This window comes from Streptomyces sp. Tue6028, assembly GCF_002300165.1.
In the GTDB taxonomy this organism is placed as follows: Bacteria; Actinomycetota; Actinomycetes; order Streptomycetales; family Streptomycetaceae; genus Streptomyces; species Streptomyces siamensis.
Genome location: NZ_MLCE01000002.1, coordinates 251,776 through 264,189 on the forward strand (window position 1 = coordinate 251,776; position 12,414 = coordinate 264,189).

General features: G+C 73.1%; 12 protein-coding genes. 4 read left to right on the plus strand and 8 right to left on the minus strand.

Going from position 1 to position 12,414, the window contains the following annotated elements; translation table 11 throughout:
• Positions 1 to 333 precede the first annotated feature (333 nt).
• The 6 genes from BKI49_RS01345 to BKI49_RS35595 all read right to left on the minus strand — a co-directional run bounded on the left by BKI49_RS01345 (position 334) and on the right by BKI49_RS35595 (position 5,372).
• Positions 334 to 1,284: a catechol 2,3-dioxygenase gene (locus BKI49_RS01345; protein ID WP_095932273.1), complete on the minus strand. Its 951-nt coding sequence runs from the start codon at positions 1,282 to 1,284 to the stop codon at positions 334 to 336.
• Positions 1,285 to 1,294: 10 nt separating this feature from the next.
• Complete coding sequence (locus BKI49_RS01350; RefSeq protein WP_095932274.1) at positions 1,295 to 2,383, minus strand: 4-oxalomesaconate tautomerase; 1,089 nt, start codon at positions 2,381 to 2,383, stop codon at positions 1,295 to 1,297.
• The gene (locus BKI49_RS01355; RefSeq protein WP_095932275.1) at positions 2,380 to 3,108 is read right to left on the minus strand and encodes a 4-carboxy-4-hydroxy-2-oxoadipate aldolase/oxaloacetate decarboxylase; all 729 of its coding nucleotides are present in this window, start codon (positions 3,106 to 3,108) and stop codon (positions 2,380 to 2,382) included. Before BKI49_RS01355 ends, BKI49_RS01350 begins: the two co-directional genes overlap by 4 nt.
• Positions 3,105 to 3,893, minus strand: a complete 789-nt coding sequence (locus BKI49_RS01360; protein WP_257004566.1) for a PIG-L deacetylase family protein — start codon at positions 3,891 to 3,893, stop codon at positions 3,105 to 3,107. The genes BKI49_RS01355 and BKI49_RS01360 overlap by 4 nt, the downstream gene beginning before the upstream one ends.
• Positions 3,894 to 3,970: 77 nt before the next feature.
• Positions 3,971 to 4,621, minus strand: coding sequence for a GntR family transcriptional regulator (locus tag BKI49_RS01365; protein ID WP_095932276.1), 651 nt, complete (start codon positions 4,619 to 4,621; stop codon positions 3,971 to 3,973).
• Positions 4,622 to 4,976: 355 nt separating this feature from the next.
• Positions 4,977 to 5,372, minus strand: a complete 396-nt coding sequence (locus BKI49_RS35595) for an Ldh family oxidoreductase (RefSeq protein WP_257004567.1) — start codon at positions 5,370 to 5,372, stop codon at positions 4,977 to 4,979.
• Between BKI49_RS35595 and BKI49_RS35600 the strand changes: the two genes are divergently transcribed.
• A complete protein-coding gene (locus BKI49_RS35600; RefSeq protein ID WP_257004568.1) occupies positions 5,367 to 5,621 on the plus strand; it encodes a cupin domain-containing protein in 255 nt (84 codons plus the stop codon). The two genes, BKI49_RS35595 and BKI49_RS35600, sit on opposite strands and share 6 nt — an antisense overlap.
• Before the next feature lie 23 nt (positions 5,622 to 5,644).
• Here the strand turns inward: BKI49_RS35600 and BKI49_RS01380 are convergent, their stop codons facing one another.
• Positions 5,645 to 6,499: a LysR family transcriptional regulator gene (locus BKI49_RS01380; RefSeq protein ID WP_095932277.1), complete on the minus strand. Its 855-nt coding sequence runs from the start codon at positions 6,497 to 6,499 to the stop codon at positions 5,645 to 5,647.
• 266 nt (positions 6,500 to 6,765) lie between these two features.
• On the opposite strand from BKI49_RS01380, the gene BKI49_RS01385 reads away from it, so the two are divergent.
• Positions 6,766 to 7,578, plus strand: coding sequence for an EamA family transporter (locus BKI49_RS01385; protein WP_095932397.1), 813 nt, complete (start codon positions 6,766 to 6,768; stop codon positions 7,576 to 7,578).
• 353 nt (positions 7,579 to 7,931) lie between these two features.
• On the plus strand, positions 7,932 to 8,366 hold the full coding sequence (locus BKI49_RS01390) for a (2Fe-2S) ferredoxin domain-containing protein (protein WP_373557509.1): 435 nt from the start codon (positions 7,932 to 7,934) through the stop codon (positions 8,364 to 8,366).
• A 106-nt stretch (positions 8,367 to 8,472) separates the two neighbouring features.
• On the opposite strand, the gene fusA is transcribed toward BKI49_RS01390, so the two are convergent.
• Entirely contained in the window at positions 8,473 to 10,572 is a 2,100-nt protein-coding gene (gene fusA, locus BKI49_RS01395; protein ID WP_095932278.1) for an elongation factor G, read from the minus strand.
• 1,088 nt (positions 10,573 to 11,660) lie between these two features.
• Between fusA and BKI49_RS01400 the strand changes: the two genes are divergently transcribed.
• Positions 11,661 to 12,410 carry an MBL fold metallo-hydrolase gene (locus BKI49_RS01400; RefSeq protein ID WP_095932399.1) on the plus strand — a complete coding sequence of 250 codons (750 nt, stop codon included), beginning with the start codon at positions 11,661 to 11,663 and terminating at the stop codon, positions 12,408 to 12,410.
• Positions 12,411 to 12,414 lie beyond the last annotated feature (4 nt).

Consider the following 12,414-nt stretch of genomic DNA (forward strand, 5'->3'; position numbering starts at 1 on the left):
GGGGGATCGGTGAGGCGGGTCGACGCGGCTCGTGCGGCTGACCCGATGGTGCGCCAGACGCTAGGGACTGCGCCCAGAAAGTGTCAACGCTTTTGTCAACAATCCAGCAAACGATTCGGCCACCGCGCGACCCTGTCACGGGCGCCTGAGACACAGCTGAAGAGCCAGGTCACGACGTGAGTGGGCAGCACGAAGCGGCGCGCCGCCCACTCACGGACCCGGCCGGAACGAGGCATGGGACGGGGACGGAACGGGGTACGGCACGGGTCGTCCGACGGCCCGTCGCCCACGGGGGAACCCGCGGCGAGCGCCGGGCGCCCGCCGCTCAACGGGTCAGTCGACCGGCGGGGTTCCGTGGGTGTGGAAGGACTCGATGGTCCTCAGACCCCAGGCCTGTCCCTTCTTCCGCTCGTCCTCGGTCCAGGTGATGAGCGGCCAGTCGGGCGCCAGCACCAGACGGGTCAGCGGGTTGCACAGCTCGATCCGGTTGCCGCCCGGCTCGTAGACGTACAGGAAGAAGGTCTGCTGGATGGCGTGCTTGTGCGGGCCCGTCTCGATGAACACACCGGTGTCGATCGCCAGGTCGGCGGCGCGCAGGATGTCCTCGCGGGTGTCGGTGGCGAACGCGATGTGATGCAGGCGCCCGTTCGAGCCGGTCCAGTCCTCGGTGTAGACGACGTCGTACGACTTGTTGCTGAACGTCAGCCACTGGGCGGCGATCCGCCCGCTGTCGAGCCGGATCTGCTCGGTGGGGCGGGCGCCGAGGACGTCGCGGACGAAGTCCCCGTTGGACGCGACGTCGGCGGCGAGGTAGTTGACGTGGTCGAGGCGCCGTACGCCCACCCCGTGGCCCGGTTTGGCCTGCGGCTGGTTCTTCAGGGCCGGCTTCAGCTCGTCCGGCGCGCGGTACCACTCGCTCTCCCAGTACAGGGCGAGTTCGTGGCCGTCCGGATCGGTGGTCACGTACAGCGGACCGATGCCCGGCTCGTCCTCCACCCAGCGGCCCGGACGACCGCTGTTCTCGATCTCCTTGACCCGCCGGTGCAGGGCTTCCTCGCCGGACGCCCGCAGGGCGGTTCGGCGGATGCCGGGGGTCGTGTGTGCGGTGAGGGTCAGGCTGTGGTGCTCGTAGTCGTCCCAGGTCCGCAGGTGGACGGAGTCTGCGGAGCGGCCGTTCTCGGTCAGGCCGAGGTAGTCGGTGAAGAAGCGGACGCTGGCGTCCAGGTCAGGGGTGAGCAGTTCGACGTGCCCGAGGTGGGCGATGTCTCCGAGGGGCGGCGCCATGCGGGCCTCCTTAAGGGTGTTGTGCGGCTCCGGACGGCCGGGGGAAGACCGTGCCGTCGAAGATCTTGCGTGCGGTGCGGACGACGGCGGTGCGGCGGGCCACCGGTACGGCGCCGTCGCGGCCGTACTCGATGCCGGATGCGAGGTCGAGGAACCCGGTGGGGTGTTCGATGCGCAGCCGGTCCCCCGTCGCGGGCAGCCGCGCCACGTGCTGCCCGACGCCGCCCTCCACGCGCAGCCCCGCGGCAACGCTCGCGGCGCCCAGGACACCGATGGAGGTGTGGCAGCGCACCGGGATGAACGTGCGGGTCATGACCGCGCCGCCGTGCCGGGGCGCGGCCAGCAGGGTCAGTTTCGGCACGGTGGCGGCCTCGACGTCGCCGAGGCCCATCAGCTTGCCCGCCGCCAGCCGGATCTCCCGGAGCCGGTCGGCGAGCGCGAGGTCCTCCTCCAGGTCCTTGGGTGTCTCGTGGCCGGTGACACCGACGGCCGAGGCCGCGATCAGTACGGTCGGCATGCCGTTGTCCACACAGGTCACGGGTGTGCCGGCGACGATGTCACGGGCATGGCCGGTGGGCAGCAGTGGACCGCGGCCCCCGGGGAACTCGATCACCACCGGAGCGGCCGTACCCGGCACCCCGGAGATCTCGGCGGGCCCTGAGTAGACGACACGCCCGTCCTCGGTGGGAAAGGTCGCGACCGCCAGTTCCCCGCTGTTCACCATGCGGATGCGTACGCGGGTGCGGCCCTCCCCCGGCACGACCAGCCCTCGTTCGACGGCGAACGGTCCCACCCCGGCGAGGATGTTGCCGCAGTTCTGACGGTCGGTCACCTCCGCCCGGTCCACGCCGACCTGGAGGAAGAGGTAGTCGACGTCGGCCTCGGGGTCCGCCGAGGCACGGACCACGGCGACCTTGCTGGTGAGGGGGTGCGCGCCGCCCAGGCCGTCGATCTGCCGCGGGTCGGGACTGCCCATGACCCGCAGCAGCAGGTCGTCGCGGGCGGCGGTGTCGGCGGGCAGGTCCTCGGGCAGGAAGTAGGCGCCCTTGGAGGTGCCGCCGCGCAGGAGCATGCAGCGCACCGCCTCGGGTGCGGTCATGGCCGGGCTCCGCCCCGCTCGGGCGTCGCGCCCCGGACGTGGTCCTCGTAGGGCACGTAGGACACGCCCAGCCGTACGAGGGTCTCGCGCAGGCCGTAGCGGTCCATGCCGAGCTGCCCCTCGGCGAAGGCGGCGCGGGCGGCGGCCTCCTTGTTCTCGCGGGCCTCGGACGCCTCGGCGGTACGGCGGGCGTCCTCGCGGGGTACGCACACCACGCCGTCGTCGTCGGCGAGGATCACGTCGCCGGCCCGGACGATCTGGCCGCCGATCGCCACCGGCACGTTGACCGAGCCGCCCGTCGCCTTCACCGTGCCCTGCGGGCTGACCGCCGCGGACCAGGCCGGGAAGCCCATCTCGCGCAGTTCGCCGGTGTCCCGGACACCGGCGTTGATGACGAGGCCGCGCACGCCGCGTCGCTGGAGCGCGGTGGCGAACAGTTCACCGAACATGCCGTCGGTCGAGGGCGAGGTGGTGGTGACCACCAGGACGTCGCCCTCGCCGCATTGCTCGACGGCCGCGTGGATCATGAGGTTGTCGCCGGGCCACGAGAGGACGGTGACAGCGGTACCGGTGACGCGCGTGCCCTGCTGGATCGGGCGCAGGTGGGTGCCGAGCAGGCCGGTGCGGCCCATCGCCTCGTGCACGGTGGCGACACCGAACGCGGCGAGCGCCTCGACGTCCTCGGGGTCCGCCTTCGGCGGGTCGGTGACGATCACGCCGCTCATGCCAGCTCCTTCGCGATCTGCGGGTAGGGACGCATGTACGCCTCGGCCATCGTCCTGTGGGCGAGGCCCAGGTTGGGCCCGGCGTTGCGCTTGAGCTGGACGCCGCGGCGGACGGCGAGGTCGGTGTAGTAGTCCCACAGGTGCTGCTGGGCGCCGAGACACTCCATGGCCTTGCGCTTGGTGTCCCACACCTCGGTGATGTCCAGGAGGACTTCGGGCCGGAAGCCGCTCATCTCGGGCTGGTGCGGTTCGAAGAAGAAGACCGGCGGTGCGCCGATGATCTCGCCGGGGCCGGGGTAGCCGATGGCCTGGGCGAGGACGCGGGCCTCCAGGGCCATGCGGTGGGCGGCCGGGTGGTCGCCGTTGTACGGGTCCTCGGCCGGGTGCGTGAGGACGACGTCGGGCTGCGTGTCGCGGTAGACGGCCACCAGCAGGTCGGTCAGCTCCGCGGTGGGGGTCAGCGGGTAGTCGCCGGCGTCGAAGAAGCGGACCTCGGCTCCGAGGGTGGCGGCGGCCCGCTCGGCCTCCGCCCGGCGTATCGCCTTGATCTCCTCCAGCTTCTTGCCCTCGCGCCAGGCCTTGGCGGACTCGCCGCGCTCGCCGAAGGTCAGGCAGGCGACGGTGACCTTCTCCCCTCGGGAGGCGGCCAGGGCGATGGCTCCCCCGGCACGCCACACGAAGTCCCCGGCGTGCGCGGTGACGACCAGCGTCGATCGTGGCGGGGTTCCCCCTTGCTCCGGCGGAGCCGGAGGCTCGGGCGAGGCAGGCGCTGTGCCGTGCGTCATGGCAGAAATCTCCTTGGTGGACAGGTGCGCGCCCACCTCGGACCGTCCGCCGCACCGCGCGTCGGCCGCGCGCTGCGTCAGTCGCGCAGCGCGTCGATCACGCTGCCGAGGTGGACGCGGACGGCCGCTTCGGCCGCCTGCGGGTCCCTGGCCGAGATCGCCTCGATCATGGCCAGGTGTTCACTCAGGGACTGCTGGGCACGCCCCGGCCGCAGAGCCAACTGGAAGCGGTGTCGCACCAGTTGGGCGTTGAGCCGCTCCAGGAGCCCCACGGCCACCTGCTGACCGGAGAACTCCCTGATGCGGGCGTGCACTTCATGATTGAGCTCGGAGTAGGTCACCGGCTCGCCGTCGGCGACGGCCTTGGTCATCGCCGCGCCCAAGTCGGCCAGCTCGGCCAGCTGTTCATCGCTGGCCTCGACGGCGGCCTTGGCCGCGCAGAGCCCTTCGAGCGCCATGCGGCACTCGGTGATGGCCACCGCTTCCTCGACCGTCACGACCCGGACCCGGGACCCGCGGTTGCGGATCCGCTCGACCAGTCCCTCCGACTCCAGCTCGATCAGCGCCGCCCGGACGCTGGCCCGGGTGACACCGAACTGCTCGGCGAGCTCGTTCTCCACCAGCCGCTGGGCCGGTGCCATCTCTCCGCGCAGAATCGCCTGCCGCAGCTGCACCAGTGCATGCTGCTTGGCCTGCTCGCCGGTGCCTGGACGGGCTTCCTTCTGCATTGCGCCCTCCCTGAGTGAGTGCCTGTCGAACGTAAATCTAGACCAACAAGATTGTCAACAATTTTGTTTCGCATCTTGCCGACCGTCTTGTCGGCGCAGCGGCCGGGCGCCTCGTCGACAAGGGGCGTGCACGCCGAAGACGCCCGGCTCCGGCGGACCGGGCGGGCGTCTCGGGGTGGAACGCTTCGGGCTCGCGCCCACTGTTCGGCTCGTGCGGATCGGCTCCGCCGGCTCTGCGCGGGGGCGGGGCCGACCCGGCTGCCGCGCGGGCCGGCTCGGCTCAGGCGCGGGCTCGGCTCAAACGCGCGTCGACTCGGGCCCGGGTCGACGCGGCTCAGGTACGAGCCCGTCCGGCTCAGGTGGCGGCGGTCACGGGCGGCGTGACGCCGAACCGCTCGGCGCTCCGGGCGAGTTCGCGCCACACCTTCCCCGCCACGGGCACCCCCTCCTCGGCCCGGCGCACGGCGACCGAGGCGCTGCGCTCGCCGGGATAGAGGACACCCTCGGCACCGTCCGCCGACGGCAGGCTCTCGAGCGTGCCCAGAGTGGTGCCGACGGCCGCGGCGAAGGCGTCCGCGTCACCGAAGGCCGCCGGGTCGATCGCGACATCAAGGCCGGGTCCGTACCCCCGCTCGCCCGCGGCGGTTCCGTCGTGACGACACCGCTGATCACGACTCGGTCGGCCGGTGGCGAGAACCGCATCACGAGCGGCATGAGCGTCTGTCCGGCCGGTTCCGGTGCGCCCTTGCACTCGCACAACTGCGACGAGCACGTCACGATCCTCGAAGGCGAGGCGGAGGTCGTCGTCGCCGGCGAGGTGACGAAGCTGGAGCGGTTCGACACGACGTACGTGCCCTCGCCCCTCCCCCATCTGTTCAGGAACGTCGGCGCGAGTCCGCTGCGCATCCTGTGGGTGTACTCGTCGGGCCAAGTGACGCGGACCTTCACCGAGACGGGCAGGACGGTGGAACAACTCTCGGACGAGGACCAGATGGGCTGAGACGTCCCCTGCCGTGTCCGGGGTCAGCCCGCGCGGTAGAGCGACGTGAGCAGTTCCATCACCGCGGCGGTGGCCGGGTGAGGGTCGTCCCGCCACCAGGCGATCCGTACGGCGACCGGCTCCGCGTCGCGCACGGGCCGGTACACGACTCCGGGCCGCGGGTACTGGTTGGCGGTGGACTCCGCCGTCACGCCGACGCACCGGCCCGTGGCGATCACGGTGAGCCAGTCGTCGACGTCGTACGTCTCCTCGGTCACCGGGCGGGCGTCCGGCGGCCACAGATCCGTGGTCGTGGTCCCGGTGCGACGGTCGACGAGCAGGGTGCGCCCGCCGATGTCGGCGAGCCGGACCGAACGGCGCCTGGCCAGCGGGTCGTCGGCGGCCAGGGCGCACAGCCTCCGTTCGAGTCCCACGATGGCGGAGTCGAACCGCCGGTCGCCGGGAGGCCTGCGGACGACGGCCAGGTCACAGGCCCCCTCGGCGAGTCCGGCCGTGGCCGAGTTGACCCGCACGAGGTGCAGTTCGGTCTCCGGATGCCGTTCTCCCCAGCCTCGCTGGAAGGGCAGCGTGTGGCGGCCGAGCGCCGCCCAGGCGTAGCCGATGCGCAGCTGGGCGGTGCCGGACGTGGCCTGGCGGACCAGTTCGTCCACGTCGGCGAGGACCCGGCGGGCGTGCGCGACGACCCGCAGACCGGTCCCCGTCGGGGTGACCTCGCGGGAGGTCCGCCGCAACAGCCTTGTCCCGAGGGCGCGTTCGAGCGAGGCCAGGGTGCGGGACACGGCCGCCTGGGAGACGCCCAGCACCTGGGCGGCGTCGGTGAAGGTGCCCTCGTCCACGATCGCGACGAGGCAGCGCAACTGCCGGAGCTCCACATCCATGACTCAAGCGTATAGATGGTTCGGCGGATGCATTTTGCGCAAGAGTGCTCCCGGCGCACGATCGGGCCATGGACGCAGCGCCCGCCCCCGCGGCGGCATCAGATCCCGCTTCGGCCCCTGCTCGGGGTGCAGGTCCGGCATCGGCCCAGGTCCGGGTCGGCACCGGCCCGGCTCCCGGCGCAGGCGCAGGCGCAGGCATCGGCACCGGTATCGGTATCGGTATCGGCAAGGGCACAGGTTCCGGCTCCCGTGCCCGGCGGGCGGCCCTGGCCACGATGTTCGTCAGCGGCCTGTCCAACCAGGTCGGGGCCGCGGTCGGCTCCCTCGCCTTCCCCGTCCTCGGCCCACTCGGCGTCGTCGCCGTCCGGCAGTACGTCGCCGCGCTCGCGCTGACCGCCGTCGCACGGCCCCGGCTGCGCACGTTCACCTGGCGGCAGTGGTGGCCCGTGCTGCTGCTGGCCCTCGTGTTCGCGGCGATGAACCTGTCCCTGTACAGCGCGATCGACCGGGTCGGCCTGGGCCTCGCGGTGACCTTGGAGTTCCTGGGCCCGCTCACCGTGGCCCTCGCCGCCTCACGTCGCCGGGTGGACGCGTGCTGCGCGGTGATCGCCGCGGCGGGAGTCGTCACCCTGATGCGCCCTCAGCCCTCCACGGACTACACCGGCATGGCGCTGGGACTGCTGGCCGCGGTCTGCTGGGCGTCGTACATCCTGCTCAACCGCACCGTCGGCCGTCGTCTCCCGGGAGCGCAGGGTTCGGCGGCCGCGGCCTGCCTGTCGGCCCTCGCCTTCCTGCCGGTCGGTGCGGTCGTCGTCCTCCACGGCCCCCCGACCCCGGGCGCCGTCGGGTACGCCGTCGTCGCCGGTGTCCTCTCCTCGGCGGTGCCCTACCTGGCGGACCTGGTCACCCTGCGCCGCGTGCCCGCCCAGACCTTCGGACTGTTCATGAGCGTCAACCCCGTCCTCGCCGCCGTCGTGGGATCCGTCGTCCTGGGGCAGACCCTCGGTCCATGGGAGTGGTCCGCCATCACGGCGGTCGTCTGCGCGAACGCACTGAGCATCCTGACGTCGCGCGCGTGACGTGTCGGCGCGCGGCCCACACGGACCCGTGCCTCGGCGCACCACGTAAGGCCCGCGCGCGGCGCACCACGTGAGGCCCGCACGCGGCGCGCCACGTAAGGCATGCACGCGCGGCGCGCCACGTAAGGCATGCACGCGCGACGCGGCACGTAAGGCATGCACGCGCGACGCACCGCGTGAGGCATGCGCGCGCGACGCCGGAACGATCCCGAGCCCGCCGGGGCCGGAGGGCCGGCCGGGCCACGGATCTCGTACGGTGATCATCGGCGCCGGGCGGATCGGTCCGGCGCCCCGCACGGGGGGACCTGGCTTGTGCGGTGCCGCTCGACATCCTTCGAGGAAGGTCTCGTCCCGTGACAGCCAACGGTCCGCTCCCGCATGCCCGTTCGGCGGTGCTGCGCGCCGTCGGAGCGCTTCCCTGCACGCTCGTCGTCTGCCGCGGCTGCTGCTGCGGCAATCCGCGCAAGTATCCGCAGAGCGATCACGCCCGCCAGCTGGCGCGGCTGCGGGCCGGTGCCGAGGCCTCCCGGGGCCGGTTCGCCGTGCGGACGACGGACTGCCTCGGCCCCTGCGACCAGGCGAACGTGATCGTGGTGCGGCCGTCGGCCGAGGGGCGGCGCGACGGGGGCCGGGCCGTCTGGATCGGATTCGCCCTGGACGACGACTGCACCGAGGAGCTGATCGGCTGGGCGACGGCCGGAGGTCCCGGCGTCGCCCAGCCGCCGGCCGCGCTGGAGCTCCAGTTCGTCCGGCCGCCCCGCGGGACCCGGTCCCGGGGACGCCGCTGACGCGGCACGGGGCGGCACAGCGCCCCGCGTCGCGACGCCCCGTGTCCGGACGTCCGAGGCGGAGCGGTCCTGGACCCCGTGTCGGGGCAGGACCGCTCCGCCCGTGTCACCGGACCGGCGTCTCGCGGGACGCCGTGCCCGGTGCGGGCGCGTGGCCGGTGGGCCGGGCGGTGAACACGCCGCGGCCCTGGGTGCGGCTGCGCAACCGGGTCGCGTAGCCGAAGAGTTCGGCCAGCGGCACGGTGGCGGTGATCACCGTCGCGTCCGCCCGTGTCAGCGAGCCCGAGACCCGTCCGCGCCGTGCGGCGAGATCACCGAGCACCCCGCCCACCGCGTCGTCGGGCACGGTGACGGTGACCTCGGCCACCGGTTCCAGGAGCGCCATGGTGGCGGCCCGGAGCGCCTCGCGCAGCCCGAGGCGGCCGGCCGTGCGGAACGCCATCTCCGAGGAGTCCTTGGAGTGGGTCGCCCCGTCGGTCAGGATGACCCGCAGCCCGGTCACGGGATGACCGCCCAGCGGACCCTCCGCCAGGGCGTCCCGGCAGCCGGCCTCCACCGCGCGCTCGTACTCGCGGGGCACGCGGCCGCCCGTGACCGTCGAACGGAACTCGAAGCCCGTCGCGCTTCCGCCTCCGTCGCCCGACGCGGCCTCCAGCGGTTCCACGTCGAGCACGACATGGGCGAACTGGCCGGAGCCGCCGTCCTGTTTGACGTGCCGGTAGACCAGACCGGACACCCCGCGCACGACGGTCTCCCGGTAGGCCACCTTGGGGCGGCCGACGGCGACCTCGATGCCATGGGCCCGCCGGATCTTCTCCACCGCCACCTCCAGGTGCAGTTCCCCCACGCCCGACAGCGTGGTCTGACCGGTCTCGGGGTCGGTACGGACGACGAGCGAGGGGTCCTCCTCCGCGAGCCGCGCGAGCGCGGACACCAGACGGTCGGTGTCGACGGCCCGGCGCGCCTCGACCGCGACCGCCACCACGGGCTCGGCGACCGCGGGCGGTTCGAGGAGCAACGGAGCCGTCGGGGCGCACAGAGTCGCCCCGGCGTGGGCGGACTTCGGCCCGATCAGCGCGACGATGTCGCCGGCGACGGCCGTGTCCAGCTCCGCGTACCGGTCGGCCCGGACCCGCAATATGCGGCTGACCCGTTCGGTGCGCCGTGCGCCCACGTCCACCACTGTCTCTCCCTTCCGGATCGTTCCCGAGTACACCCGCGCGTACGTCAGCCGGCCCGTCGCCGTCGCGTTGACCTTGAACACCAGGGCGGCGAACGGCTCCTCGGGGTCGGCGGCCCGCTCCTGCCCCGCGTCGGCGCCGGTGCCGCGCACGGCGGGCAGGTCGAGCGGCGAGGGGAGATACGCCACGACGGCATCCAACAGCGGTTCGATACCGCGGTTGCGGTAGGCCGAGCCGCAGAGCACCACGACGCCCTCGCCGGTCCGGGTCAGGTCGCGCAGCGCCGAGGCCAGCGTGGAGGCCCGCACGGTGGAGTCGGCGCAGAACTCCTCCAGCGCGGCGGGGTGGAGTTCCGCGACCGCCTCTTCGAGGAGCCTTCTGCGCCGCCGTGCCTCGTCCAGCAGGGCCTCCGGCACCGGGCCCTCCTCGGCGGTGTCGCTGCCGTCGGCCCACACGAGGGAACGCATGCGCAGCAGGTCCACCACTCCGGTGAAGGTGTCCTCCGTCCCGATCGGCAACTGCACGACGAGCGGCGCCGGATGGAGCCGCTGCCGGATCGACTCGACGGCCGCGTCGAGATCGGCGCCGGCGCGGTCCAGCTTGTTCACGAAAGCGATCCTCGGGACGCCGTGCCGGGCGGCCCGCCGCCACACCGACTCGCTCTGCGGCTCGACACCGGCCACGGCGTCGAACACCGCTATCGCGCCGTCGAGGACCCGGAGCGAGCGCTCCACCTCGTCGGAGAAGTCGACGTGGCCGGGTGTGTCGATCAGGTTGATCCGGTGGCCGTCCCAGGCACAGCTCACGGCCGCGGCGAAGATGGTGATGCCACGATCGCGCTCCTGGGAGTCGAAGTCGGTGACAGTGGTGCCGTCGTGCACCTCTCCGCGTTTGTGGGTGGTGCCGGTGGCGTAGAGGATCCGCTCGGTGACGGTGGTCTTTCCCGCGTCGACGTGGGCGAGGATGCCCAGATTGCGGACGGTGGACAGCGGGCTGGTCAGGTGACGGTGCAGGTCGGTGCGCACGGCGCAGGGCCTTTCGGGTGATCCGGATCGGGTGGCGCGATTCCCGGACGGCGGCCCCTGGTTCGGGCCGTGGGAGATCTCCTGCGCACCGCACCGCACCGCACCGTGACGCGGCGAGCGAGTGCCGCCTCGGCGCCGACGGACCGGGCCGTCGGCGGGCGCGCACCTGGGCAGGCGGAAGGCTGCCGGCGTACGCGCGGGGTCGACGGGCGGTGACACCTGTCGGCGTGAAGGGCGAGGGGCGGAGATCAGACGGTCGTCTCGGGCCTCCGGTACCGGCCGCGCAGCGGGTACCGGGCCCACGAGGACACGAGGATCACCTCGTACAGCGACGGGGGAACCACGACAGCGGTGCGGTCACGCACGGCCCGGCTCCCCTCACTCGTCACGATGCGCGGCGCCGATGCGGCGGTGCGCGAATGTGTGAGGAGTCTAGGGAAGCGGCGACTCGCCCCGCACCGGAATATTCTCCGAACGGCGGTTGCCGCTCCGCTCCACTCCACTGCGCGGTGCTGGGGCTGGTGCGGGGGCGCTGTCGGGTCGTTTCGCCGCCCGTCCGGTGGGCGGGTCGGGTCCGTGCCGGTGATCCGCCCGTTGCAGCCCTTGTGCGGGGCGGTGCCGGTAGGACCTCGCTGGGTGCGTGGCGCCGTCCGCTACGGGCATTTGATTCACCGGCACGGCCCCTTCCGTGAGAGGGCGGGTGCGGGTGTGAGTGGGGCTGGGGTTCAGTCTCCGACCCGCCGGGCGACAGCTCCCGCCTCGCCCCGCCCCGCCCCGCACTGAGGGCAGGGGGCAGTGCCCCAGCCCGTCCGGCGATTGAGGACGAGGCCGTCCAGGCCGAGTCCCCCACCTCCGAGGCCCTCGCTGTCGAGGTTGGGGGCAGTGCCCCAGCCCGTCCGGCGATCGAGGACGAGGCCGTCCAGGCCGAACGGGGGTCCGGGGGCGGAGCCCCGGGGCATGCGGTCGGCATCGGCGCTGCCCGCCGGACACGTCCCGCACACCCCTGTCGGCGCTCGTGGGCAGTCGCGATAGCGTCTCCCCGGCACTGCGGCTCGGGCCGCGCACAGGTCTCACACGTCGGGATGGTCATGCGCGAGGATGCGATCGTCGAGGCTGCCGAGGGAGTGCACCTGGTGCACGGCAGCAACACGAACTGGGTGGTTCTGAGCGACGGCGACGCCGCCACCCTGATCGACACCGGCTATCCCGGCGACCGCGGGGAACTCCTCGCCTCCCTCGAAGCGCTCGGCCACGCGCCCGAGGACGTCCGTGCCGTCCTCGTCACCCACGCGCACAACGACCATCTCGGCTCCGCCGACCATCTGAACCGCGCCTTCGGCGTCCCGGTCCTGATGCACGAGGCGGAAGTACCGCACGCACGCCGTGAGTTCCTGCACCAGGTGAGCGTGGGACAGGTGTTGCGCCAGGGGTGGCGCCCCGGGGTGCTGCCGTGGGCGGTGCACGCCCTGCGGTCCGGCGGCAAGGCGGACGTACGGATGACGCGGCCCGAGGCGTTCCCCCAGGAGGGACCGCTGGATCTGCCCGGCCGTCCGGTTCCGGTGCACACCCCGGGCCACACGCCCGGGCACTGCGTCTACCATCTGCCGGACGCCGGGATCGTGATCTCCGGTGACGCCCTCGTCACCGCGCATCCCACCGCACGGGGGCGCGGCCCGCAGCTGCTCCCCGCGATGTTCGACACCGATCGCGACGGCGCTCGCACCTCCCTCGCGCGCATCGAGTCCCTCGCCGCCGACGTCCTGCTGCCGGGCCACGGTCCCGTGCACCGCGGCGCGGTGGGCGAAGCGGCCCGTCGCGCCCGCGAACTCGCCGGCTGAGGGG